Origin of the sequence: Enterobacter cloacae complex sp. IR5441, from assembly GCF_049238215.1 — a bacterium.
In the GTDB taxonomy this organism is placed as follows: Bacteria; Pseudomonadota; Gammaproteobacteria; order Enterobacterales; family Enterobacteriaceae; genus Enterobacter; species Enterobacter hormaechei_C.
Genome location: NZ_JBMKIA010000012.1, coordinates 24,363 through 48,394 on the forward strand (window position 1 = coordinate 24,363; position 24,032 = coordinate 48,394).

23 protein-coding genes are annotated in these 24,032 nt (G+C 55.3%); 15 read left to right on the forward strand and 8 right to left on the reverse strand.

All coding sequences use genetic code 11. From position 1 onward, the window contains the following. The first annotated feature begins 153 nt into the window (after window positions 1–153). The 14 genes from leuS (at window position 154) to lipA (ending at window position 15,110) form a co-directional block, all read left to right on the forward strand. Window positions 154–2,736, forward strand: coding sequence for a leucine--tRNA ligase (gene leuS, locus ACOTX5_RS14510; protein WP_023303296.1), 2,583 nt, complete (start codon window positions 154–156; stop codon window positions 2,734–2,736). Between the two features lie 14 nt (window positions 2,737–2,750). Beyond that, window positions 2,751–3,320 carry an LPS assembly lipoprotein LptE gene (lptE, locus tag ACOTX5_RS14515; protein ID WP_045615085.1) on the forward strand — a complete coding sequence of 190 codons (570 nt, stop codon included), beginning with the start codon at window positions 2,751–2,753 and terminating at the stop codon, window positions 3,318–3,320. Continuing rightward, window positions 3,320–4,351, forward strand: coding sequence for a DNA polymerase III subunit delta (holA, locus tag ACOTX5_RS14520; protein WP_032671314.1), 1,032 nt, complete (start codon window positions 3,320–3,322; stop codon window positions 4,349–4,351). Before lptE ends, holA begins: the two co-directional genes overlap by 1 nt. Continuing rightward, on the forward strand, window positions 4,344–5,009 hold the full coding sequence (nadD, locus tag ACOTX5_RS14525; protein ID WP_045910648.1) for a nicotinate-nucleotide adenylyltransferase: 666 nt from the start codon (window positions 4,344–4,346) through the stop codon (window positions 5,007–5,009). Before holA ends, nadD begins: the two co-directional genes overlap by 8 nt. A gap of 268 nt (window positions 5,010–5,277) precedes the next feature. Further along, the gene (gene rsfS / locus ACOTX5_RS14530) at window positions 5,278–5,595 is read left to right on the forward strand and encodes a ribosome silencing factor (protein ID WP_003858696.1); all 318 of its coding nucleotides are present in this window, start codon (window positions 5,278–5,280) and stop codon (window positions 5,593–5,595) included. Window positions 5,596–5,598: 3 nt separating this feature from the next. Beyond that, window positions 5,599–6,066 (forward strand): 23S rRNA (pseudouridine(1915)-N(3))-methyltransferase RlmH, encoded by a 468-nt coding sequence (gene rlmH / locus ACOTX5_RS14535; RefSeq protein WP_003858701.1) that lies wholly within the window; start codon window positions 5,599–5,601, stop codon window positions 6,064–6,066. 28 nt (window positions 6,067–6,094) lie between these two features. Continuing rightward, window positions 6,095–7,996 carry a peptidoglycan DD-transpeptidase MrdA gene (gene mrdA, locus ACOTX5_RS14540; protein WP_015571138.1) on the forward strand — a complete coding sequence of 634 codons (1,902 nt, stop codon included), beginning with the start codon at window positions 6,095–6,097 and terminating at the stop codon, window positions 7,994–7,996. A 2-nt stretch (window positions 7,997–7,998) separates the two neighbouring features. Further along, on the forward strand, window positions 7,999–9,111 hold the full coding sequence (gene mrdB / locus ACOTX5_RS14545; protein ID WP_015571139.1) for a peptidoglycan glycosyltransferase MrdB: 1,113 nt from the start codon (window positions 7,999–8,001) through the stop codon (window positions 9,109–9,111). 16 nt (window positions 9,112–9,127) lie between these two features. Continuing rightward, window positions 9,128–10,234, forward strand: coding sequence for an endolytic peptidoglycan transglycosylase RlpA (gene rlpA / locus ACOTX5_RS14550; RefSeq protein WP_045910649.1), 1,107 nt, complete (start codon window positions 9,128–9,130; stop codon window positions 10,232–10,234). A 139-nt stretch (window positions 10,235–10,373) separates the two neighbouring features. Further along, window positions 10,374–11,585 (forward strand): D-alanyl-D-alanine carboxypeptidase DacA, encoded by a 1,212-nt coding sequence (gene dacA, locus ACOTX5_RS14555; protein WP_003858714.1) that lies wholly within the window; start codon window positions 10,374–10,376, stop codon window positions 11,583–11,585. A gap of 107 nt (window positions 11,586–11,692) precedes the next feature. Beyond that, the gene (gene ybeD, locus ACOTX5_RS14560; protein WP_003858718.1) at window positions 11,693–11,956 is read left to right on the forward strand and encodes a DUF493 family protein YbeD; all 264 of its coding nucleotides are present in this window, start codon (window positions 11,693–11,695) and stop codon (window positions 11,954–11,956) included. Between the two features lie 94 nt (window positions 11,957–12,050). After that, on the forward strand, window positions 12,051–12,692 hold the full coding sequence (gene lipB / locus ACOTX5_RS14565) for a lipoyl(octanoyl) transferase LipB (protein WP_017382471.1): 642 nt from the start codon (window positions 12,051–12,053) through the stop codon (window positions 12,690–12,692). Between the two features lie 291 nt (window positions 12,693–12,983). Then, window positions 12,984–13,937, forward strand: coding sequence for a YbeF family transcriptional regulator (locus ACOTX5_RS14570; protein WP_032647690.1), 954 nt, complete (start codon window positions 12,984–12,986; stop codon window positions 13,935–13,937). Window positions 13,938–14,144: 207 nt separating this feature from the next. Next, a complete protein-coding gene (gene lipA / locus ACOTX5_RS14575) occupies window positions 14,145–15,110 on the forward strand; it encodes a lipoyl synthase (RefSeq protein WP_006809637.1) in 966 nt (321 codons plus the stop codon). A gap of 79 nt (window positions 15,111–15,189) precedes the next feature. Here lipA and tatE read toward each other — a convergent pair whose 3' ends face one another. Continuing rightward, entirely contained in the window at window positions 15,190–15,393 is a 204-nt protein-coding gene (tatE, locus tag ACOTX5_RS14580; protein ID WP_003858723.1) for a twin-arginine translocase subunit TatE, read from the reverse strand. Between the two features lie 125 nt (window positions 15,394–15,518). Beyond that, window positions 15,519–16,307: a deaminated glutathione amidase gene (locus tag ACOTX5_RS14585; protein ID WP_045910650.1), complete on the reverse strand. Its 789-nt coding sequence runs from the start codon at window positions 16,305–16,307 to the stop codon at window positions 15,519–15,521. A 67-nt stretch (window positions 16,308–16,374) separates the two neighbouring features. On the opposite strand from ACOTX5_RS14585, the gene crcB reads away from it, so the two are divergent. Continuing rightward, window positions 16,375–16,758 carry a fluoride efflux transporter CrcB gene (gene crcB / locus ACOTX5_RS14590; protein WP_017382474.1) on the forward strand — a complete coding sequence of 128 codons (384 nt, stop codon included), beginning with the start codon at window positions 16,375–16,377 and terminating at the stop codon, window positions 16,756–16,758. Window positions 16,759–16,977: 219 nt separating this feature from the next. Here crcB and cspE read toward each other — a convergent pair whose 3' ends face one another. From cspE to ACOTX5_RS14620, 6 genes are all read right to left on the reverse strand, one after another. Next, window positions 16,978–17,187 (reverse strand): transcription antiterminator/RNA stability regulator CspE, encoded by a 210-nt coding sequence (cspE, locus tag ACOTX5_RS14595; protein WP_002439184.1) that lies wholly within the window; start codon window positions 17,185–17,187, stop codon window positions 16,978–16,980. 190 nt (window positions 17,188–17,377) lie between these two features. Beyond that, the gene (gene pagP, locus ACOTX5_RS14600) at window positions 17,378–17,953 is read right to left on the reverse strand and encodes a lipid IV(A) palmitoyltransferase PagP (RefSeq protein ID WP_032647688.1); all 576 of its coding nucleotides are present in this window, start codon (window positions 17,951–17,953) and stop codon (window positions 17,378–17,380) included. A 161-nt stretch (window positions 17,954–18,114) separates the two neighbouring features. Then, window positions 18,115–21,231, reverse strand: a complete 3,117-nt coding sequence (locus tag ACOTX5_RS14605; RefSeq protein ID WP_045910651.1) for an efflux RND transporter permease subunit — start codon at window positions 21,229–21,231, stop codon at window positions 18,115–18,117. After that, complete coding sequence (locus ACOTX5_RS14610) at window positions 21,228–22,427, reverse strand: efflux RND transporter periplasmic adaptor subunit (protein WP_045910652.1); 1,200 nt, start codon at window positions 22,425–22,427, stop codon at window positions 21,228–21,230. The genes ACOTX5_RS14605 and ACOTX5_RS14610 overlap by 4 nt, the downstream gene beginning before the upstream one ends. Then, window positions 22,424–23,680 (reverse strand): TolC family protein, encoded by a 1,257-nt coding sequence (locus ACOTX5_RS14615; protein WP_023303289.1) that lies wholly within the window; start codon window positions 23,678–23,680, stop codon window positions 22,424–22,426. Before ACOTX5_RS14615 ends, ACOTX5_RS14610 begins: the two co-directional genes overlap by 4 nt. An 11-nt stretch (window positions 23,681–23,691) precedes the next feature. After that, the gene (locus ACOTX5_RS14620; protein ID WP_017694319.1) at window positions 23,692–23,985 is read right to left on the reverse strand and encodes a copper-binding protein; all 294 of its coding nucleotides are present in this window, start codon (window positions 23,983–23,985) and stop codon (window positions 23,692–23,694) included. Window positions 23,986–24,032 lie beyond the last annotated feature (47 nt).

Below are 24,032 nucleotides of genomic sequence, written 5' to 3' on the forward strand. Positions count from 1 at the left end.
TCAGGTGAAGCACAGACCCGGTAAATTCCTGCAAAGTGCATTTGCGTGAAAGGCTGTTTTGACGCGGGCGTTTGGGCTATGCTATGCGGATCTGAATTACCACATCCATTGGCTACATTTGTAGCTGTATTGAACACAGGACCACTGGCTGCCATGCAAGAGCAATACCGCCCGGAAGAGATAGAATCAAAAGTCCAGCAACACTGGGACGAGAAGCGCACCTTTGAAGTAACCGAAGACGAGAGCAAAGAGAAGTATTACTGCCTGTCGATGCTTCCCTATCCTTCTGGTCGACTACACATGGGCCACGTGCGTAACTACACCATCGGTGACGTGATTGCGCGCTACCAGCGTATGCTGGGCAAAAACGTTCTTCAGCCAATCGGCTGGGATGCGTTCGGCCTGCCTGCTGAAGGCGCGGCGGTGAAAAACAACACGGCACCGGCTCCGTGGACGTACGACAACATTGCGTACATGAAAAACCAGCTGAAAATGCTGGGCTTTGGCTATGACTGGAGCCGCGAGCTGGCAACCTGTACCCCGGAATACTACCGCTGGGAGCAGAAATTCTTCACCGAGCTGTATAAAAAAGGCCTGGTGTACAAGAAGACCTCTGCCGTTAACTGGTGTCCGAATGACCAGACCGTTCTCGCGAACGAGCAGGTTATCGACGGCTGCTGCTGGCGCTGCGACACCAAAGTAGAGCGTAAAGAGATCCCGCAGTGGTTTATCAAAATCACCGCCTACGCTGACGAACTGCTGAACGATCTGGATAATCTGGACCACTGGCCAGATACCGTTAAGACCATGCAGCGCAACTGGATCGGCCGTTCCGAAGGTGTGGAAATTACCTTCAACGTTGAGAACTACGACCAGACCCTGACCGTCTATACCACCCGTCCGGACACCTTCATGGGCGCGACCTACCTGGCCGTGGCCGCAGGTCACCCGCTGGCGCAGAAAGCGGCAGAAAACAATCCGGAACTGGCGACCTTCATCGACGAATGCCGCAATACTAAAGTGGCCGAAGCCGACATGGCGACGATGGAGAAAAAAGGCGTTGATACCGGCTTTAAAGCCATTCACCCGCTGACGGGCGAAGCGATCCCTGTCTGGGCAGCCAACTTCGTACTGATGGAATACGGCACAGGCGCAGTGATGGCCGTGCCGGGTCACGACCAGCGCGACTACGAATTTGCCACCAAATACGGCCTGACCATCAAGCCTGTTATTCTTGCTGCTGACGGCTCTGAGCCCGATCTCTCTGAGCAAGCGCTGACTGAAAAAGGCACCCTGTTTAACTCCGGTGAGTTCAGCGGCCTGAGCTTCGAAGAAGGCTTCAACGCCATCGCCGACAAGCTGGCCTCCCTGGGCGTGGGCGAGCGTAAAGTGAACTACCGTCTGCGCGACTGGGGCGTTTCCCGTCAGCGTTACTGGGGTGCGCCAATCCCAATGGTGACTCTGGAAGATGGCACCGTGATGCCAACGCCGGAAGATCAGCTGCCGGTGATCCTGCCGGAAGACGTGGTCATGGACGGCATCACCAGCCCGATCAAAGCCGATCCTGAGTGGGCGAAAACCACCGTCAACGGTCAGCCAGCGCTGCGTGAAACCGACACCTTCGACACCTTTATGGAATCTTCCTGGTACTATGCGCGCTACACCTGCCCGCAGTACAAAGAAGGCATGCTGGATTCCGATGCAGCAAACTACTGGCTGCCGGTAGACATCTACATCGGTGGCATTGAACACGCCATTATGCACCTGCTCTACTTCCGCTTCTTCCACAAACTGATGCGTGACGCAGGCCTCGTCAACTCCGACGAGCCGGCAAAACAGCTGCTGTGTCAGGGTATGGTGCTGGCAGATGCGTTCTACTACGTTGGCGCGAACGGCGAGCGTAACTGGGTTTCTCCGGTTGATGCGATTGTCGAGCGCGACGAGAAAGGCCGTATCGTGAAGGCGAAAGACGCCGAAGGTCATGAACTGGTGTATACCGGCATGAGCAAGATGTCCAAGTCGAAAAATAACGGTATCGACCCGCAGGTAATGGTTGAGCGTTACGGCGCTGACACCGTGCGTCTGTTCATGATGTTCGCCTCCCCGGCAGATATGACGCTGGAATGGCAGGAATCCGGCGTTGAAGGGGCAAACCGCTTCCTGAAACGCGTCTGGAAACTGGTGTACGAGCACACCTCTCAGGGTGATGCGCCAGCGCTGAACGTGGCTGCACTGAGCGAAGATCAGCAGGCGCTGCGTCGTGATGTTCATAAAACCATTGCGAAAGTCACCGATGATATTGGTCGTCGTCAGACCTTCAATACCGCAATTGCGGCTATTATGGAACTGATGAACAAGCTGGCGAAAGCCCCGCAGGACGGCGAGCAGGATCGCGCCTTAATGCGTGAAGCGCTGCTGGCGGTCGTTCGCATGCTTAACCCGTTCACGCCGCACGTTAGCTTCACCCTGTGGCAGGAGCTGAAAGGCGAAGGCGATATCGACAACGCGCCGTGGCCAGTGGCGGATGAATCCGCTATGGTGGAAAACACCACGCTGGTGGTGGTGCAGGTTAACGGTAAAGTGCGCGGTAAAATTACCGTCGCGGTCGACGCAACCGAAGAACAGGTTCGCGAGCGCGCAAGCCAGGAGCATCTGGTCGCGAAATACCTTGAGGGCGTTACCGTACGTAAAGTGATCTACGTACCTGGTAAACTGCTGAATCTGGTCGTTGGCTAAGCGCGGGAGGAAACGTGCGACAACTGGCAACAATACTCTTATCTCTGGCGGTGCTGGTCACCGCTGGCTGCGGCTGGCACCTGCGCAACACCACGGCAGTGCCTGCTCAGATGAAAACAATGATCTTCGACTCATCCGATCCGAACGGACCGCTGAGCCGGGCCATTCGTAACCAGCTGCGTTTGAACGATGTTGAGCTGATCGAGAAGGGAACCCTGCGTCAGGATGTTCCTTCGCTTCGCGTCCTGAAATCAACGCTGGCAAAAGACACTGCGTCAATTTTCCAGGATGGGCGGACGGCGGAATATCAGATGGTGCTGACCGTTAGCGCGGCTGTTCTGATACCGGGTAAAGATATTTACCCTATCAGTACCAAAGTCTACCGTTCGTTCTTCGATAACCCGCAGACGGCGCTGGCGAAAGACGCCGAAGAGCAGATTATCATCAAAGAGATGTACGATAAGGCTGCGGAGCAGCTGATCCGTAAGCTGCCTACCATTGCCGCGTCGACGAAAAAAGGCGCTGACGTCATCGAAACACCGGATGCCCGCACGCCGGATATGCCAACGTCTCTGGGTAACTGATGATCAGGTTGTATCCTGAACAACTCCGCGCGCAGCTCAACGAAGGGCTGCGCGCGGCCTATCTGCTACTCGGCAATGACCCCCTGTTACTTCAGGAAAGCCTTGATGCGGTTCGCCATGCGGCAGCCGCACAGGGTTTCGATGAGCATCATACGTTCCAGATCGATAACAGTACCGACTGGAACGCTATCTTCTCGCTTTGTCAGGCCATGAGCCTGTTTGCCTCTCGTCAGACAATCCAGATCCTGCTGCCGGAGAATGGTCCTAACGCTGCCATCAATGAACAGCTGGCTATGCTGGTGAGTTTGTTACACGGCGATCTTCTGCTTATCGTACGCGGCAACAAACTCACAAAAGCGCAGGAAAACGCGGCCTGGTTTACCCGGCTAGCCCCCAGTGCGGTGCTGGTTACCTGCCAGACGCCAGAGCAGGCGCATCTGCCAAAATGGGTTGCCGCGCGAGCAAAGCAGCACAATTTGCAGCTGGATGAGGCCGCCAGTCAGCTCCTGTGCTACTGCTACGAAGGCAACCTTCTGGCACTGGCGCAGGCGCTGGACAGGCTCGCCCTGCTGTGGCCCGATGGTAAGCTGACGCTGCCGCGCGTGGAACAGGCGGTGAATGATGCCGCGCACTTTACCCCCTTCCACTGGGTTGATGCGCTGCTGTCGGCGAAAAGTAAGCGTGCTCTGCACATCCTGCAACAGCTGCGCCTGGAAGGGAGTGAGCCGGTCATTCTGCTCCGTACGCTCCAGCGCGAATTACTGCTGCTGAACAACCTTAAACGCCAGTCGGCACATACGCCCCTGCGCGCCTTATTCGACAAACATCGCGTCTGGCAAAACCGTCGGGCGATGACCACGGAGGCGATAAACCGCCTGAGCCAGGAGCAGTTGCGTCAGGCAGTGCAACTTCTGATGCGCGCCGAACTGACGTTAAAACAGGATTACGGTCAGTCTGTCTGGGCGGAGCTGGAGAGCCTCTCTTTGCTGCTCTGCCATAAGGCGCTGGCAGACGTATTTATCGATGGGTGATATGCATTCTTTACAGGCCATGTATGGCGGGACCTTCGACCCGGTACACTATGGGCATCTTAAGCCGGTAGAAATCCTCGCGAATTTGATTGGGTTGCAGCGGGTAATCATCATGCCCAACAATGTTCCGCCGCACCGTCCTCAGCCAGAAGCAACCAGCGAGCAGCGTAAAGCGATGCTCGCGCTGGCTATCGCCGATAAGCCTCTCTTCACGCTGGATGAGCGTGAATTGCGCAGGGATACCCCTTCCTGGACATCGCAAACGCTGCGGGAGTGGCGCGCTGAGCAAGGGCCCATGAAACCGCTGGCGTTTATCATCGGCCAGGATTCCTTGCTCAACTTTCCCAGCTGGTATCAGTACGAAACCATTCTGGAAAACAGTCATCTGCTGGTCTGCCGCCGTCCGGGCTACCCGCTGACCATGCGCGACGCACAGCATCAGCAATGGCTTGACGCACATCTGACGGACAATATAGAAGACCTGCACAGTCTCCCCGCCGGGAAAATTTACCTCGCTGAAACGCCTTGGTTTGATATTTCCGCGACCCTCATCCGCGAGCGTCTCCAGCAGGGTTTAGACTGTGACGATCTCCTCCCCTCGCCCGTGCTGGCCTATATCCATGCGCACGGTCTGTATCAGAAAAGTACAGATGCCTGAGCATCGCCGACGAAATTGTCCGTTAATGATTATCCTGCCTTGACAGGCTAAGCCATACTGATATCCTCCGCTGCCAGACTTTCCCGCCGATCGTTGCTTTACAGAAATTGTTTTACAAAAATGGCGATGCAATCTCAGGCGGAGGGTGGGATGATACCCGCCTTCAAAAGCCGGGCGGTGACATTTGTCCCGCGACTGGCGTCAGTTCAGGTATACTGACTGGCCACGAATTCATAGTTGTACAATCTCATTCACCCAGGGGGAAAACTTGCAGGGTAAAGCACTCCAGGATTTTGTTATCGACAAAATTGATGACCTGAAAGGTCAGGACATCATCGCTATCGACGTTAAGGGTAAATCCAGCATCACCGACTGCATGATCATCTGCACCGGGACCTCAACTCGTCACGTTGTTTCGATTGCTGACCATGTTGTTCAGGAATCGCGCGCGGCAGGGCTGCTTCCGCTGGGCGTTGAAGGTGAAGCGACCGCTGACTGGGTGGTTGTCGATCTCGGCGATGTGATTGTCCACGTCATGCAGGAAGAGAGCCGTCGCCTGTATGAGCTGGAAAAACTCTGGGGTTAATGCGTGAAGTTGCAACTGGTCGCCGTCGGCACCAAAATGCCGGACTGGGTACAAACCGGTTTTACTGAGTATCTGCGTCGTTTCCCAAAAGATATGCCGTTCGAACTGGTGGAGATCCCAGCAGGAAAGCGCGGCAAGAACGCAGATATCAAACGTATTCTCGATAAAGAGGGAGAGCTGATGCTGGCTGCCGCAGGCAAAAACCGCATCGTGACCCTCGATATCCCGGGCAAACCCTGGGATACGCCGCAGCTGGCGCACGAACTGGAGCGCTGGAAGCAGGATGGTCGGGACGTCAGTCTGTTGATTGGCGGACCAGAGGGGTTATCTCCCGCCTGCAAAGCGGCAGCAGAACAAAGTTGGTCACTCTCGGCGCTGACGCTGCCCCACCCGCTTGTACGGGTTCTCGTGGCAGAAAGCTTGTATCGCGCATGGAGCATCACTACCAACCACCCTTATCACCGCGAGTAATGACTGACCAGGGTAATTTAAGCAGCGGATGAAACTACAGAATTCTTTTCGCGACTATACGGCTGAGTCCGCGCTGTTTGTGCGCCGGGCGCTGGTCGCCTTTACGGGGATTTTGCTGCTTACCGGCGTGCTGATCGCCAACCTCTATAATCTGCAAATTGTCCGCTATACCGATTACCAGACCCGCTCAAACGAAAACCGTATCAAGCTGGTGCCCATCGCGCCCAGCCGCGGCATTATCTACGATCGTAACGGCACGCCGCTGGCGCTTAATCGCACCATCTACCAGATAGAGATGATGCCCGAGAAAGTGGATAACGTGCAGGATACCCTGAACGCGCTGAGAAGCGTTGTCGACCTGACTGATGACGACATCGCTGCGTTCAAAAAAGAGCGCGCACGTTCTCACCGCTTCACCTCCATTCCTGTAAAAACCAACCTGACGGAAGTGCAGGTCGCCCGTTTTGCCGTTAACCAGTACCGTTTCCCCGGTGTGGAAGTGAAAGGCTATAAACGCCGCTACTATCCTTACGGCTCCGCGCTGACGCACGTCATTGGTTACGTCTCCAAAATCAACGATAAAGACGTCGAACGCCTTGATAAAGACGGCAAGCTGGCTAACTACGCCGCAACCCATGATATTGGTAAGCTGGGGATCGAACGTTATTACGAAGACGTGCTGCACGGTCAGACCGGTTATGAAGAGGTTGAAGTTAACAACCGTGGCCGCGTGATCCGTCAGCTGAAAGAGGTTCCCCCGCAGGCGGGGCATGACGTCTATCTGACGCTCGACCTGAAGCTACAGCAGTATATCGAGACGCTGCTGGCGGGTAGCCGTGCTGCGGTTATCGTGACGGACCCGCGTACCGGCGGCATTCTGGCGATGGTTTCCATGCCAAGCTACGATCCGAACCTGTTCGTGGATGGTATCTCCAGCAAGGATTACTCCGGCCTGCTCAACGATCCAAACACGCCGCTGGTAAACCGCGCAACGCAGGGGGTTTATCCTCCCGCTTCAACGGTTAAACCGTACGTCGCCGTGTCTGCGCTGAGCGCGGGCGTCATCACCCGTAATACCAGTCTGTTTGACCCCGGCTGGTGGCAGTTGCCTGGCTCTGAGAAACGCTACCGCGACTGGAAAAAATGGGGCCACGGCCATCTGAACGTGACCAAATCACTGGAGGAGTCGGCGGATACCTTCTTCTATCAGGTCGCCTACGACATGGGTATTGACCGTCTGTCTGAATGGATGAGCAAATTCGGCTACGGGCATTACACCGGCATAGATTTGGCGGAAGAACGTTCCGGCAACATGCCAACCCGCGAATGGAAGCTGAAGCGCTTTAAAAAACCCTGGTATCAGGGTGACACCATTCCGGTGGGGATCGGCCAGGGCTACTGGACGGCAACCCCGCTGCAAATGAACAAGGCGATGATGATCCTCATCAACGATGGCGTCGTGAAAGTGCCGCACCTGCTGCAAAGCACCGTTGAAGACGGCAAAAAAGTGCCGTGGATACAGCCGCACGAGCCGCCGGTGGGTGACATTCATTCCGGGTACTGGGAAATCGCGAAAGACGGCATGTACGGTGTAGCCAACCGCCCTAACGGGACGGCGCACAAATATTTCGCTGGCGCACCGTATAAGGTAGCCGCGAAATCAGGTACGGCTCAGGTCTTCGGTCTGAAAGCGAATGAAACCTATAACGCACATAAAATTGCCGAACGTCTGCGTGACCACAAGCTCATGACGGCGTTTGCCCCTTATGATAACCCGCAGGTTGCGGTGGCGATGATTCTGGAGAACGGCGGCGCAGGCCCGGCGGTGGGTACCATCATGCGTCAAATCCTCGACCACATCATGCTGGGTGACAACAACACCGAACTGCCAGCTGAAAACCCGGCAGCCGCTGCGGCGGAGGACCAATAATCATGACGGATAATCCGAATAAAAAATCGCTGTGGGACAAGATCCACATCGACCCTGCCATGCTGCTGATCCTGCTGGCTCTGCTGGTCTATAGCGCCCTCGTTATCTGGAGCGCCAGCGGCCAGGATATCGGCATGATGGAGCGTAAAATCGGCCAGATCGCCATGGGTCTGGTCATTATGGTGGTGATGGCGCAAATACCGCCGCGCGTGTACGAGGGCTGGGCACCCTATCTCTATATTTTCTGTATCATTTTGTTGGTGGCAGTAGATGCTTTCGGCGCCATCTCGAAAGGGGCGCAACGCTGGCTGGATCTGGGGATTGTCCGCTTCCAGCCGTCGGAAATCGCCAAAATCGCCGTCCCGCTGATGGTGGCGCGCTTTATTAACCGCGACGTCTGCCCGCCGTCGTTGAAAAATACCGCCATTGCGCTGGTGCTGATTTTCCTGCCGACGCTGCTCGTGGCCGCACAGCCGGACCTCGGTACTTCAATTCTTATCGCCCTCTCCGGCCTGTTCGTCCTGTTCCTGTCCGGCCTGAGCTGGCGTCTGATTGGTATCGCCGTGGTGCTGGTTGCCGCGTTTATCCCCATCCTCTGGTTCTTCCTGATGCATGATTACCAGCGTCAGCGCGTTATGATGCTGCTCGATCCCGAGACCGATCCGCTGGGCGCAGGCTATCATATTATTCAGTCGAAGATTGCGATTGGCTCCGGAGGCCTGCGTGGTAAAGGCTGGCTGCACGGTACGCAGTCGCAGCTCGAATTTTTACCGGAACGCCACACCGACTTTATCTTTGCCGTTCTGGCTGAGGAGTTAGGTCTGGTTGGCATCCTGGTGCTGCTTGCACTCTACGTGCTGCTGATCATGCGAGGTTTGTGGATTGCCGCGCGCGCGCAAACCACCTTTGGTCGCGTGATGGCAGGCGGATTAATGTTGATTTTGTTCGTTTATGTCTTCGTAAATATTGGTATGGTGAGTGGTATTCTGCCGGTTGTTGGCGTACCGCTGCCGCTGGTGAGTTACGGGGGCTCGGCACTGATCGTGTTGATGGCCGGGTTTGGTATCGTCATGTCGATCCATACCCACAGGAAAATGTTGTCCAAAAGCGTATAAAAATAAGGGGATCGCAATGCGTAAGCAGTGGCTGGGGATCTGCATCGCAGCAAGTTTACTTGCCGCCTGTACAAGTGATGATGGTCAGCAACAGGCAACCGTCGCGCCGCCGCAGCCTGCGGTCTGTAATGGCCCGATTGTTGAGATTAGCGGTGCCGATCCCGTTTATGAACCGCTGAACGCCAGCGTGAATCAGGATTATCAGCGCGACGGTAAAAGCTATAAAATCGTTCAGGATCCTTCCCGTTTCAGCCAGGCTGGCTTTGCTGCCATCTATGACGCTGAGCCCGGCAGCAACCTGACCGCGTCGGGTGAAACCTTCGATCCGATGCAGATCACGGCGGCACACCCGACGTTGCCTGTCCCGAGCTATGCACGCATCACTAACCTGGCGAATGGCCGAATGATCGTGGTGCGTATCAACGATCGCGGTCCTTACGGCAGCGATCGCGTGATCTCCCTGTCCCGCGCGGCGGCCGACCGTCTGAACACCTCAAACAATACTAAAGTGCGTATCGACCCGATTATCGTGGCGCAGGATGGTTCACTGTCCGGCCCGGGCACGGCCTGTACCACGGTCGCGAAACAGACCTATGCCCTGCCCGCTCGCCCGGATCTGAGCGGTGGTATGGGGGGCGCTTCAACGCCGGCAGAGCCCGCACAGCCGCAGGGTGAAGTGCGCGCTATCAGCAACGATACGCTGCAAAGTGAAGACGCGACAGGCGCCCCGGTGAAAAGCAGTGGTTTCCTTGGCGCACCCACCACGTTAGCGCCGGGCGTGATTGAATCAAATGAACCTGCCCCAGCGCCTGCGCCCGTCGCTGCTGCACCCGCTACACAACCCGCCCCGGTGACCGCGCTTGCTGCTACGCAGACGGCGGCGCCTGCGACGGCGAGCGGCAGCTACGTGGTTCAGGTTGGCGCCGTCAGCGATCGGACCCGTGCAGAGCAATATCAGCAGCGTTTAAGCAAGCAGTTTGGCGTGCCAGGCCGCGTTGAGCAAAACGGTGCGGTATGGCGTATCCAGATGGGTCCGTTTGCCAGCAAATCGCAGGCAGCGTCCCTGCAACAGCGTTTGCAGAGCGAGGCGCAGCTCCAGTCGTTTATCGCTGTTGCAAAATAATTATTCGGTGGTATCCGAAATGTCAGTTTGTGTAAAGCACGTTAACACTCTCATGATGAAAGTCGGATGCCTGCCCGTATAGCATTTGCTATAGTAAGGCACTTTTTTTAATTCCATCACGGATGTCGTAGTTCTGACCATGAAGACCACTTTTTCTGCTCGTTTTGTGCAGCGCATGGCGCTGACCACGGCCCTTTGCGCTGCTGCGTTCTCCGCAGCTCACGCGGACGACCTGAACATCAAGACCATGATCCCTGGCGTTCCGCAGATCGACGCGGAATCCTACATCCTGATTGATTACAACTCCGGCAAAGTTCTGGCAGAACAGAACGCCGATGCCCGCCGCGATCCGGCCAGCCTGACCAAAATGATGACCAGCTATGTAATCGGTCAGGCCATGAAAGCAGGCAAATTCAAAGAAACCGACCTGGTGACTATCGGTAACGATGCGTGGGCAACCGGCAACCCGGTGTTCAAAGGTTCATCGCTGATGTTCCTGAAGCCTGGCATGCAGGTTCCGGTCTCTCAGCTTATCCGTGGCATCAACTTGCAGTCCGGTAACGACGCCTGCGTGGCCATGGCCGATTTTGCCGCAGGCAGCCAGGACGCGTTTGTGGGCCTGATGAACAGCTACGTCTCCGCGCTGGGTCTGAAAAACAGCCACTTCCAGACCGTTCACGGCCTGGACGCCGAGGGTCAGTACAGCTCCGCGCGTGATATGGCGCTGATCGGCCAGGCGCTGATCCGCGACGTGCCAAACGAGTACTCTATCTACAAAGAGAAAGAGTTCACCTTCAACGGCATTCGTCAGACCAACCGTAACGGCCTGCTGTGGGACAACAGCCTGAACGTCGACGGCATCAAAACTGGCCACACCGATAAAGCCGGCTATAACCTGGTGGCCTCCGCCACTGAAGGCCAGATGCGTCTGATCTCTGCCGTGATGGGGGGGCGTACGTTTAAAGGCCGCGAAACGGAAAGCAAAAAGCTGCTGACCTGGGGCTTCCGCTTCTTCGAAACCGTGAACCCGCTGAAAGCCGGTAAAGAATTTGCCTCTGAACCTGTCTGGTTTGGCGATAACGACCGCGCTTCCCTGGGCGTGGACAAAGATCTCTATCTGACGATCCCACGCGGTCGTATGAAAGATCTGAAAGCCAGCTACGTGCTGAATACCACCGAGCTGCACGCCCCGCTGCAAAAGAATCAGGTCGTGGGTACTATCAACTTCCAGCTGGATGGCAAAACCATCGATCAGCGCCCGCTGGTGGTGCTGGAGGAAATTCCTGAAGGCAATTTCTTCGGCAAAATCATTGATTACATTAAGCTGATGTTCCATCACTGGTTTGGTTAAAAATTGAACACTTGAAAGTGTGATTTTGATCCCCATATACTACGTATCAGTAAAACTCCCGCCCCGTGGCGGGAGTTATTATTTTTTATACACACGCCGGAGCTGACATGAAAACCAAACTTAACGAACTGCTTGAATTCCCTACCCCTTTTACTTACAAAGTAATGGGTCTGGCGAAACCTGAGCTGGTTGATCAGGTGGTTGAAGTGGTACAGCGCCATGCGCCGGGTGACTACTCTCCATCAGTCAAACCGAGCAGCAAAGGTAACTACCACTCGGTCTCAATCACCATCACTGCGACACACATTGAGCAGGTTGAGACGCTGTACGAAGAGCTCGGCAATATCGAAATTGTTCGTATGGTGCTGTAGTCCCTCAGCGGTTACCCGGTTTGCCGGGTAACCCACTTCCCCGCTGTGATATACTCCCCGTTACCTATTCTCCCTTGTCTTCGGAGACGTCCTTTTGTACCAGGATAAAATTCTTGTCCGCCATCTTGGGCTACAGCCTTACGAGCCAGTCTCTCAGGCTATGCATGACTTTACCGATATGCGCGATGACACTACCCCTGATGAAATCTGGCTGGTTGAACACCTGCCGGTGTTTACTCAAGGCCAGGCAGGAAAAGCCGAACATTTATTGATGACGGGTGATATCCCGGTGATCCAGAGCGATCGCGGTGGACAGGTGACCTACCACGGCCCGGGCCAGCAGGTCATGTATGTCCTGCTTAACCTGAAACGCAGAAAGCTGGGCGTGCGTGAGCTCGTGACCTTACTGGAACAAACCGTGGTGAACACGCTCGCTGAGTACGGTATCGATGCTCACCCTCGCGCCGATGCCCCGGGCGTCTATGTTGGAGAGATGAAGATCTGTTCGCTGGGGCTGCGTATCCGTAAAGGCTGCTCGTTCCACGGGCTGGCGCTGAATATCAATATGGATCTGACCCCTTTCCAGCGCATCAACCCATGCGGGTATGCCGGTATGGAAATGACGCAAATGCGCCAGTGGGTCGATACCGCCACCCCTGAGAATATCCGCCCCGTGCTTCTGAAGAAGTTTTTAGCGCTGCTTAACAATCCTGACTACGAATATATTGCTGCTTAACACACTTCCGGCAGTGGTTCGGTTATTTGACCAGCCACTGCTTAATTGCCGTATTTACGCTTTACAATAAACCGCATATTCTATATTTTCGAGTCGCCCATATATTAGCGTCCCATATTAATTAGAACCTTAATAGTACCATCACCGGGTATCGTGTAACGTGCGTGATAATCACCCAACTGCTTGTTTTCGATAAACAAGGGAAACTTACGAAACACTTTACGAATCTCTGCAAGCATAATAAATAAATTCAACTATCATTCATATTGTGAATGGATACGGAGTAAGAGCGTGGAGCCTACTAATTTACCAGCCAAACGCCTGAATGAAACCAGCGGCGAAGATAAGCCGCAAATTTTCCGGACTTTACGTAATATTGATCTCAATTTATTGACTATTTTTGAGGCGGTATATGTCCACAAAGGTATCGTTAATGCTGCGAAAATTCTTAATCTCACGCCCTCTGCTATTAGCCAGTCAATTCAAAAATTGCGCGCGATATTTCCCGATCCCTTATTTATTCGTAAAGGCCAGGGCGTAACCCCCACCGCGTACGCCACCCATCTGCATGAGTACATCAGCCAGGGTCTGGAATCGATTCTGGGCGCGCTGGATCTCACCGGCAGTTACGATAAGCAACGAACCATCACCATAGGCACCTCTCCCTCTGTGGGCGTTCTGGTCATGCCCGCTATTTACCAGGCTGTTAAACAGCATGCGCCACAGCTGCTGATCCGCAACGTGCCCGTTAACGATCCGGAAACTCAGCTGGCACAATTCCAGACGGACCTTATCATCGACAGCAACAGCTTCGCGGCCAGGGCATTAGGGCATAACGTTCTCTATACCGACTCTCTGGCGCTCGTATGTCGTCAGAGTCATCCTGCTTTGGGCGCAGCTTTGACGCCTGAAAATTTGCGTCATTACGAACATGCAACCTTTATGTCCGAGGGGCAGGGTCCGGATCCGCTGCGCCAGCGTATTGACGAACTGTTCCCGGACCGTCTGATCAGCTTCAGCAGTTACAATATGTTTACCCTCGCGGCCCTTATTGGCAGCAGCGATTTGCTCTGTATTATGCCTGTGCGTCTCTTCACTCTGCTTCAAAAGTGCTGGCCGCTGGAGAGCATTCCATTGAGTCAACTTACGACGGAATCTGTTGAAATCTCACTGCATTATAACAAGCTAAGCCTGCGCGATCCGGTGCTGGAAAACGTCATTAACGTGATCCGCCAGGCGTTCTGATCCCGCCTTTCAGCACAAGCCCCTGCCGCAAGCGGGGCAAAAGGCACAAAACAACAACTATTTTACAAATTGACGACCTGGCAGGCTGCTTTATCGCCCCTTTAAATGATATACTGCCTGTCGTTCGTTCAAAAATAGTTGATAATTACAACATTCCCTTGAATTGAAACGCTTTCCTTCGATATTCGCAACTGGAACACGCACGCTATGAGTAAACCCATTGTGATGGAACGCGGTGTTAAATACCGCGATGCCGATAAAATGGCCCTTATCCCGGTTAAAAACGTGGCTACAGAGCGCGAGGCGCTGTTAAGAAAACCGGAATGGATGAAAATCAAACTTCCGGCCGACTCTTCGCGTATCCAGGGGATCAAAGCGGCGATGCGCAAAAATGGCCTTCACTCCGTCTGTGAAGAGGCCTCCTGCCCTAACCTTGCTGAATGTTTCAATCACGGTACCGCGACATTTATGATTCTGGGTGCCATCTGCACCCGCCGCTGTCCGTTCTGTGACGTTGCCCATGGCCGTCCTGTTGCGCCTGACGCAAACGAACCGCAAAAACTGGCGCAGACGATTGCCGATATGGCGCTGCGTTATGTTGTTATCACCTCCGTTGACCGTGACGATCTGCGCGATGGCGGTGCTCAGCATTTTGCTGACTGTATTACCGCCATCCGCGAAAAAAGCCCGAACATTAAGATTGAGACGCTGGTGCCGGACTTCCGTGGCCGTATGGATCGCGCGCTTGATATCCTGACCGCGACGCCACCAGACGTGTTCAACCACAACCTGGAGAACGTACCGCGCATCTACCGTCAGGTACGTCCCGGTGCAGACTACAACTGGTCGCTGAAGCTGCTGGAGCGCTTTAAAGAAGCCCATCCGCATATTCCAACCAAGTCTGGCCTGATGGTCGGCCTGGGTGAAACCAACGCTGAGATCATTGAAGTGATGCGCGATCTGCGCCGCCACGGCGTCACCATGCTGACGCTGGGCCAGTACCTCCAGCCAAGCCGTCACCACCTGCCTGTACAGCGTTACGTGAGCCCGGATGAGTTCGATGAAATGAAAGCCGAAGCGATGGCGATGGGCTTTACCCATGCCGCATGCGGCCCGTTTGTTCGCTCCTCTTATCACGCCGATATGCAGGCGAAGGGCGAAGAAGTGAAATAAAGCTGTAAAATCTATTTACAGTAAAACAAAAAACCGGCCTCGTGAGCCGGTTTTTTATGCAAGCCTTGCAGCATTGCCATTACTCTTTGTGTGAAAGCTTCTGTGCAGTGATGTCATCTTCGGCACTTTTCTTCGCTGCCGCGTCGTCATCGTTCATTGCTTTCTTAAAGCCCTTAATGGCAGCACCCAGGTCTCCACCCAGCGTGCGTAACTTCTTGGTACCGAACAGCAGGACGACCAGTGCGGCAACCACCAGCAGTTTGGTAATACTAATCTCACCCATAAATACCTTCTTTACATGAAACAGGCTGCATTCCGCCAAAAAACCTGAACGTATTAACGGTCATTTGGCGCGTGCACACAATAGCAATCTGTAACAAGGTGAATCAAGCATTGTTGAAAAAAACATCACATTAATTGCGGTGGCGCAAACCTGCGGTTGCGCAGAACAGGTAATTGCTGACGCGCAAGCGCTATTCGGGCGGAAATTATCTCCGTCAGCAATAACGCAGGCGTCTCCGCTGCTGCCGCAACCGTCACCCCCAGCGGATCGACAACCCTGCTCTGCCCGATATTTTTGTTACCACATTCACCCGCGGCTACCACGTAACAGGTGGTATCCAGCGCACGTGCTGCCAGCAGCGTCGCCCAGTGATGCTCCTTAAGCGGTCCTTTGACCCACGCGGCAGGCAGAACCAGCACCTCGGCCCCCTGCAATGCCAGGTTCAGCGCCAGCTCGGGAAAACGGATATCGTAGCAGGTCATCAGGCCAATCTTAACACCCTCGACCTCAATCAGCGGCGGAATTACACTCCCCGGATCGACCAGGCGCGACTCCTGAACGCTGAACGCATCATACAGATGAAGTTTGGCGTAGCTCGCGACGATGGCACCCTCACGTATCGCCACCAGCGTGTTTACCGCGCGCCCCGGCGAGGACGGAATATGGACCGTCAAGATGGTGGTGAGCGTGTTGCCAACGCTTTCGGCCAGCAGTCGTTTCAGAAACGCCCCTTCCAGCGTTTGCGCAGACTTTACCGACAGGTCTGGATCGCCATCATCACGGGCCAGTAACGCCTCGGGAAGTACCAGCAACGACGCACCCTTTTGCTTCGCCTGAACCATCAGGGAGACGCATTTTTCCGCGTTTTCATTCCAGTCCGGCGTCACCGCGAACTGCCCTACTGCAACATACATAATTGTCTCCCGGTTAAAAACAGCGTTACACTCGACGCACTTACACAGCAAATAGCAGGTATTGACAGTGTTACAACTACTTATAGCCGTTTTTATTGGTGGAGGCACGGGTAGCGTTGCGCGGTGGCTCTTAAGCATGCGGTTTAACCCCCTGCATCAGGCCATTCCGATGGGGACACTGGCGGCAAATCTGATCGGGGCGTTTATTATTGGGATGGGGCTGGCCTGGTTTAATCGCATGACCAACATCGACCCTATGTGGAAGGTTCTGATTACAACTGGTTTCTGCGGCGGCTTAACAACGTTTTCTACCTTCTCTGCGGAGGTGGTCTTTCTGTTTCAGGAAGGCCGGATGGGCTGGGCGCTGACCAACATTGCCGTTAACATGCTTGGCTCGTTTGCGATGACTGCGATCGCATTCTGGTTATTTTCCTCCGCCAGCGGACATTAAGCACGGCAACCTTAATGTTGGCTTAATTTTTCTCTGTCACTCTTGGCTCAATATTGAACGAGGGTGATAGCATGAAAGAAACTCTGTCAGGCGTGGTTATGGTATTGCTAAGCGTCGCGATTGTCGCCAGCTTCCTGAAGATCTATCTTATTGGTTGATTCAGAACGAAAAAAACCCGCTCATTGAGCGGGTTTTGAAATTCTTGCTGACGCGTCTGAATTACAGAGCGATTACGTTAGCAGCAGAAGGGCCTTTGGCACCGTTAGTGATTTCGAACTCTACGCGCTGACCTTCAGCCAGAGTTTTGAAACCATTAGACTGGATTGCAGAGAAGTGTACGAACACGTCTTTGCTGCCATCTTCAGGAGTAATGAAACCGAATCCTTTGGACTCATTAAACCACTTAACGTTACCTTTAATCTTAGACATCAAAATTACCTTTACATTAAAAAACGACACAAATGCTGTGTCGGGTATCAGTACAACAATTGTGAGGCGTTTTGTCCAGCGGATCTTTGATAAAAAGTGACAAAAGTCGCGTTAATTTTCGCTGTTCGATTTTTATCCTTTACATTTCAATGTCTGTGCGTTTTTTGGCCGATTTAGCAGAAAAATTCAGTTAAAACTGAAACCGCATCCAGGCAAAGTAAACGTTACCGTTGTTATAGGTACCCGGTATGTAGGTCATCTGAAACGTTGCCGGACCATAGCCGATGGAGGCAAGCGGCAGCAGTACCGGAACAGGAATGTATTTCCAGTTATCACGCGCCGTGAACCCTGCCGTATAGCCCAGCCCCAGACGGAAGTTGTCGTCTGATAACGGACGCCAGGTTTTTTCCCAGCCGTAGCCACCAATAGGCTCCCATTTATTGTAGGAGTCCTTAAACGCCATCAGGTACAGGCCATGCCAGTTACCTTTTTCATCCCAGCGAGACTGACCGAAGCCGGCCCCCCACGGACGCTCGTTATAACGGTCAGTTTTTTCTTTATCGTAGGCAAAACGTGCATGCCACGTAATGGCCGGAATGTAGAGATCGTAGTGCTCAGGTTCATTCCATGTTTGCGCGACGTTATCCGTGAAGGTGGTGAACCAGCCTTTATCCGCTGTATTGCTCTCTGCATTAACAGCAGACGCAAATGATAACTGCCCAATAATAAACAATAAAATCAGGGGAAATTTAATTCGTACAATCACAGTGCCATTACCATATTTAGTATTCGGTGCAGACTTTAACACAGAATACTTGAATGAACGCTTAACAGCATCGGTGTTATTCCTAATTACCCTCCCGTTTCTGGGAATAATCTGAGGAAACATAAACTGCATGCCTGAATAAGCACATGCAGTTGACATATTTAACGTTGGTGTAACAACTTGTAGAGTGCGGGAATAACTAACATCGACAATAACGGTGCCGTTACCATGCCACCAATCATCGGCGCGGCAATACGTTGCATCACCTCTGAACCACTCCCACTGCCCCACATGATGGGCAGCAGTCCCGCCATAATAGTGGCGACCGTCATCACCTTCGGACGCACACGCAGCACGGCTCCTTCGTGGATTGCCCGCATCAGCACCGTATTTCCCCCTTCTGGCTCCAGCCTGTGATATTTATCAAGCGCATGATTCAAATAAAGAACCATAATTACGCCGAATTCTGCCGCCACTCCGGAAAGGGCGATAAAGCCAACGGCCCCCGCCACTGACAAATTATATTCAAGCAGCCACAGTAACCACACGCCCCCAATAAGCGCGAAAGGCAATGTCCCCATTATTATCAGGACATTTGATATCCGCCTGAAGGTTAACCATAAAAGGACGAATATAATCATCAGCGTGACAGGTAAGACTATTTTGAGCGTCGCGGTCGCCCGTTCCAGATATTCAAACTGCCCGGACCAGGAGAGAGACACGCCCTGCGGCAATACCACCTTCTCCTCCACCCGTTTTTGCATTTCATCCACGGCGGACTTCAGATCGCGCCCGCGCAAGTCCACGTAGATCCAGCTGGAAAGGCGCGCGTTTTCACTTTTTAGCATCGGTGGGCCTTCCGTCACGACGATATCGGCCAATTCCCCCAGTGCCACCTGGCTACCGCTGGCGGTCATTACCGGCAACACCCGCAACGTGTCGACGTTATCACGCAAATCGCGGGGATAACGCAGGTTGATGGGATACCGCTCGCGTCCCTGGATCACCTCACCAATGTTATCACCCCCGACCAGCGTGGAGACCAGACTTTGCAGTTCATCGACGGAAACGCCGTAGCGCGCGGCTTTTTGCCGGTCGATACGTATATCCACGTAGCGCCCGCCTTCCAGACGCTCCGCCAGCGCAGAGGAGACGCCAGGAACGTCCTTCACCACCTGCTCAATCTGCCGGGCCACGCGCTCAATGTCGGCAATATTATTGCCGTTCACCTTAATGCCGACCGGGCTTTTGATCCCGGTTGCTAGCATGTCCAGGCGGTTACGGACAGGCGGCACCCACACATTGGCAATACCCGGCAGCGACACGGTTTTATCAAGCTCCTCCACCAGCTTTTGCGGCGTCATTCCTGGCCGCCACTGCTCGCGGGGCTTAAAGTGAATGGTTGTTTCCAGCATGGTTAATGGCGCGGGATCGGTTGCCGACTCCGCCCGACCGGCTTTGCCAAACACGCTCGCGACCTCCGGTACGCTTTTGATCAAGCGGTCCGTCTGCTGAAGCAGCCGCGATGCCTCGCGAGCAGAGATCCCCGGCAGCGTGGAGGGCATATAGAGTAAATCCCCTTCATCCAGCGGCGGCATAAATTCGCTTCCCAGGCGGCTCAGCGGCCAGAGCGTGGCGATCAGCAGCAGACATGCCAGTGCCAGCGTCATTTTCGGGAAGGTCAGTACCTTGTCCAGCAGCGGCTCATACAGGCGGATCAGGAGGCGGTTGATCGGGTTTGCCTTCTCATCCGGGATTTTCCCGCGAATGAAAAAGCCCATTAGCACCGGCACCAGGGTGATCCCAAGCCCGGCGGCCACGGCCATCGACCAGGTTTTGGTGAACGCCAGCGGCGAGAACATTCGCCCCTCCTGCGCTTCCAGCGAAAAAACCGGTATAAATGACAGCGTGATGATTAACAGGCTGCAAAACAGCGCCGGTCCCACTTCGACCGCCGCCTTTTCCGCCAGACGCCAGTATTCCCCCGGCGCGGGCTCCTTGCCCGGATTATCATGCCGCCACTGCTCCAGCACCTTGTGCATATTTTCAATCATCACAATTGCCGCATCCACCATCGCCCCGATGGCAATGGCGATCCCGCCGAGCGACATCATATTCGCGTTAATGCCCTGATAGTGCATCACCACAAATGCCCCGAGGATCCCCAGCGGCAGCGAGACCATCGCCACCAGCGCGGAGCGCAGGTGGAACAGGAACAGCGCGCACACCAGTACCACCACGGCAAACTCTTCGAGCAGCTTGTGCGTCAGCGTTTTGACCGATTCCTCAATCAGCGTGGAACGATCGTAGACCGGAACAATCTCGACGCCCTGCGGCAGCGTTTTTTGCAGCTCGCTCAGTTTCGCTTTTACCGCACGAAGCGTTTCCAGCGCATTCTGCCCGTAGCGCATCACGATCACGCCGCCAGCGACCTCCCCTTCACCGTTAAGCTCCGCCACGCCCCGGCGGATCTCCGGGCCAATGCCAATGGTGGCGACATCTTTCAGCAGGACAGGTACGCCATCGCGGGTGGCGATCACCACATTGCGAAAATCCTCCAGCGAGCGCAAATAGCCCGTTGTCCGCACCATATACTCCGCTTCGCCCATCTCCAGCAGGGCGCCGCCGCTCTCTTTATTGGCGGCCTGCACCGCGCCGGATAGCTGGCTGTGGGTAATATTTAGCGCGCGCATCTTCGCCGGGTCCGCCACGATCTGATACTGACGCACCATTCCGCCAATGCTTGCCACTTCAGATACATTCGGTACCGTCTTAAGCTCGAACTTAAGCGTCCAGTCCTGAAGGGCCCGCAGATCTGCCAGGCTGTGTTTTCCACTACGGTCGATCAGCGCATATTCGTAGATCCAGCCCACGCCCGTCGCATCTGGCCCCAGCGACACCTTCACGCCTGGCGGAAACTGCGCCTGTACCTGGCTTAAATATTCCAGCACCCGGGATCGCGCCCAGTAGAGATCGGTGCCATCCTCAAACAGCACGTACACATAAGCGTCACCAAACATTGAAAAACCACGCACGGTTTTAGCTCCCGGCACAGACAACATGGAGGTTGTCAGGGGCCAGGTCACCTGATCTTCAATCACCTGCGGCGCTTTTCCGGGGTAACTCGCTTTGATAATGACCTGCACATCAGACAGATCGGGCAACGCGTCCAGCGGCGCGCGCTGCACCGCCCACCAGCCCCAGCCGGCCATCATCAGCGCGGCCAGGATCACCAGCAGGCGGTTACGCAACGAGGCGCGAATCACAGCGGCAATCATGGCGTCACCTCCGGCATCACGCTACGCAGGCTGGCTTCGGAATCAATGAGGAATTGCCCGGACGTCACCACCTTATCGCCCTCTTTGACCCCGGACAGGATCGCCGTCCAGCCCTGCGCCGTCAGGCCGGTTGTCACCGTCACAGGCTGGAAATAACCGTCCCCGGTGGCCAGCAGCAGACGCGCAGACTCTCCGATGTTAATCACCGCCTCTTCCGGCACCGCCAGCACCGGCGGGCCTTTCATCTCTTCCGCACGCCTGACGGAGAGGTACATGCCTGGCTTAAGCTTATGTGCGGTATTTTCCAGCACGATACGGGCTTTCAGGGTTCGCGTGGTCGTCTCCATCTGCGGCAGCAATTCGCTGACCGTGCCGTGGAATTGCTCCCCCGGCCAGCTTTCTGACGTTGCTACCACGTTGCTGCCCACTGCCAGAGACTGCGCCTGCGTTTGCGGGTAGTCGACCACCAGCCAGACAGGATCGAGGCTGGCGATCTCAAACAGCGGCGCCGTTGCGGTGATTTGCGCCCCTTCCCGCACGTCCAGCTTCACCACATAGCCCGCCCGGTCAGCGCGCAGGGTGAGCGTGGTCTGCGGCTTACCGCTACGCTCCAGCAAACGAATGACCTCTTCCGGCATAAACTGCAACGCCAGCCGCTCGCGTGCGGCGCGGGTCAATGCGGCATCGCCAAGCTGACGAACCGCGAGGTACTCCTGCTGGGCGGTGGTCCATTGCGGGATCCACAGTTGCGCCAGCGCCTCTCCGGCTTTCACCTGCTGCTGCGGCGCATTAACAAACAATTTTGACACCACGCCATTGGCCGGGGCTGACACCACCGAGACGTTACGTTCATCCGTTGCAACCGTGGCAAAGGCCGAGAACGGCGAAACCAGCTGGCGCATCTCAACGTTGGCGGTTTTCATCCCCAGGTTTTGCTGCTGTTGAGTGCTGATGGCCACGCCCGACGCCGCCTGTGCTTCATCGGCGTAGCGCGGGACCAGATCCATATCCATAAAGGGGGATTTACCCGGCTTATCGAAGCGCTGACCGGGCACCATAGGGTCGTACCAGTAAAGCACCTTACGTTCAGAGGGTTGTGCAGCCGCAGCCGGCTGATGCGTCTGCTTCTTTCCGACAAAATAGCCGCCAGCGGCAGCTATCGCGATGGCAATCGCCATTAACGTTGTTTTTTTCATTGCGCCAGCTCCTGCGGGATCAGCCAGTTCACGGCAGCCCAGGTTCGCGCCATTTCGCGCTCCGCCTGGTTCACCGCCAGTTCCGTATCCAGTACGCCACGACGCGCCTCCAGCAGGGCCGGAAGCGCCGACTGTCCAGAGCGATATTGCGCCGTCAGTACCGCCAGCCGTTGACGCTGCAACGGTAGTACCTCGTCCCGCTGTCGCTGCCACACCGTTTGCGCAGCCTGATACTGCGCCACCAGCGTTTGCACCTGGGCAATGTGTTCGCGTTTGAGCAGCGTCAGTTGATCCACCGCCTGCATTGAGCGGGAAACATCGGCGGCGTAATCCTTGTCCTGACGTTTTGACTGGAACAAAGGCAGATCCACGCTGAACATCACGCCAGCCATATCGTCATAGCCTTCGGCGCGGTGGGCGTAATAGACCTCCACATCCACATCGGGTATCGCCGCCACGGCAGATTGCGCTGAACGCGCTTTCGCGGTCTCGGCTTCACGTCGTGCGGCCTCCACTTCCGGGTGCCTGACGATCCCCTCCTGCAACGTTTTTTCATCGGCAGGAAGACGCTGATAGCGCGGCAGCGGACCGCGAACCGCCGTAATCGCGTGCCCCGTAAGCTCCAGCAGACGGCTTTGCGCCAGCTGCACATCCCGCTGCGCCAGCGTCTCTTTGTCGCGCATGGCGCTGAGGATCATTTGCAGGGCCAGTACGCTGTCCGGCGTGGCGCTTCCCGCCCCGACGCTCGCCTTCTGCACGCCCCGCTGGCGTTCGGTTTCACGGACCAGCGTTCTGGCCGTGTTCAGCGCCTGCTGGGCCAGCGCCAGATCCAGCCAGGCCTGGGCGGTATCACGCTGAAGCGCGGCGCGGACGGCTTCGGATTTTGCCAGCACGCTTCGCGCCTGCGCCTGAAAGGTCTGCGCTTTACGTTCCCGCTTCTCTGAGCTGACGTAGCTTTGCATGATGCCAACCTTCTGCATGGTCATCCCTTCACGCGTCAGCCGCCGATCGTTGCTGCCCTGTACCGGCACGTTTTCGATGCCGAATTTCAGTTTCGGGTCAGGTAATTGCGTGGCGGAATCCGCCATCGCATCCAGCGCCTGCGCTTCGTTACGGCTGGCAGAGAGTTCTGCCGAGTAGCGCTGGGCTTCGGTCAGGGTGTGTTCGAGCGTCCACGGCTCCGCCTGCGCGGCGGAGGTTAACAGGCCGAACAACACCCCACCGAGCCACAGGCTCAGTGTGTGTTGTTTCATGGTGACCTCGCTTAGCGTGCTGGCGTCAGCGAGATAATCTGGAAACCGTCACCCGCACGCTCAAGCGTGAAGGTCACTTCATCCCCTGGTTTGGCGTCATTCAGCGTGGCGCCGGCAGATAAAGTAAACGGCATGGTCATTGCTGGCCATTTTAGTTCCGGTATGGCCTCGTGCCGGAGCATGACGGCGCTGTCAGAGATCGACTGAACCACGCCGTGGCCCTGCCAGGTCTGGTTTGCCTGAACGGTATAAGAAGCGAAAGAGACGGACGCGCCAACCAGCGCGGAAAGGAATATAGTACGCATGAAAAAAACTCCTGTTAAACGTTAAGTAAATGAAAATCAACGAATTA

Coding starts and splice junctions, on each gene's coding strand:
- ACOTX5_RS14605 (WP_045910651.1), bottom strand. CDS start 21,231: ATGATTGCCGCTGTGATTCGCGCCTCGTTGCGTAACCGCCTGCTGGTG.
- ACOTX5_RS14615 (WP_023303289.1), bottom strand. CDS start 23,680: ATGAAACAACACACACTGAGCCTGTGGCTCGGTGGGGTGTTGTTCGGC.
- holA (WP_032671314.1), top strand. CDS start 3,320: ATGATCAGGTTGTATCCTGAACAACTCCGCGCGCAGCTCAACGAAGGG.
- rlpA (WP_045910649.1), top strand. CDS start 9,128: ATGCGTAAGCAGTGGCTGGGGATCTGCATCGCAGCAAGTTTACTTGCC.
- cspE (WP_002439184.1), bottom strand. CDS start 17,187: ATGTCTAAGATTAAAGGTAACGTTAAGTGGTTTAATGAGTCCAAAGGA.
- lipA (WP_006809637.1), top strand. CDS start 14,145: ATGAGTAAACCCATTGTGATGGAACGCGGTGTTAAATACCGCGATGCC.
- ACOTX5_RS14585 (WP_045910650.1), bottom strand. CDS start 16,307: ATGTATGTTGCAGTAGGGCAGTTCGCGGTGACGCCGGACTGGAATGAA.
- nadD (WP_045910648.1), top strand. CDS start 4,344: ATGGGTGATATGCATTCTTTACAGGCCATGTATGGCGGGACCTTCGAC.
- ACOTX5_RS14610 (WP_045910652.1), bottom strand. CDS start 22,427: ATGAAAAAAACAACGTTAATGGCGATTGCCATCGCGATAGCTGCCGCT.
- mrdA (WP_015571138.1), top strand. CDS start 6,095: ATGAAACTACAGAATTCTTTTCGCGACTATACGGCTGAGTCCGCGCTG.
- mrdB (WP_015571139.1), top strand. CDS start 7,999: ATGACGGATAATCCGAATAAAAAATCGCTGTGGGACAAGATCCACATC.
- leuS (WP_023303296.1), top strand. CDS start 154: ATGCAAGAGCAATACCGCCCGGAAGAGATAGAATCAAAAGTCCAGCAA.
- dacA (WP_003858714.1), top strand. CDS start 10,374: ATGAAGACCACTTTTTCTGCTCGTTTTGTGCAGCGCATGGCGCTGACC.
- ACOTX5_RS14620 (WP_017694319.1), bottom strand. CDS start 23,985: ATGCGTACTATATTCCTTTCCGCGCTGGTTGGCGCGTCCGTCTCTTTC.
- tatE (WP_003858723.1), bottom strand. CDS start 15,393: ATGGGTGAGATTAGTATTACCAAACTGCTGGTGGTTGCCGCACTGGTC.
- ybeD (WP_003858718.1), top strand. CDS start 11,693: ATGAAAACCAAACTTAACGAACTGCTTGAATTCCCTACCCCTTTTACT.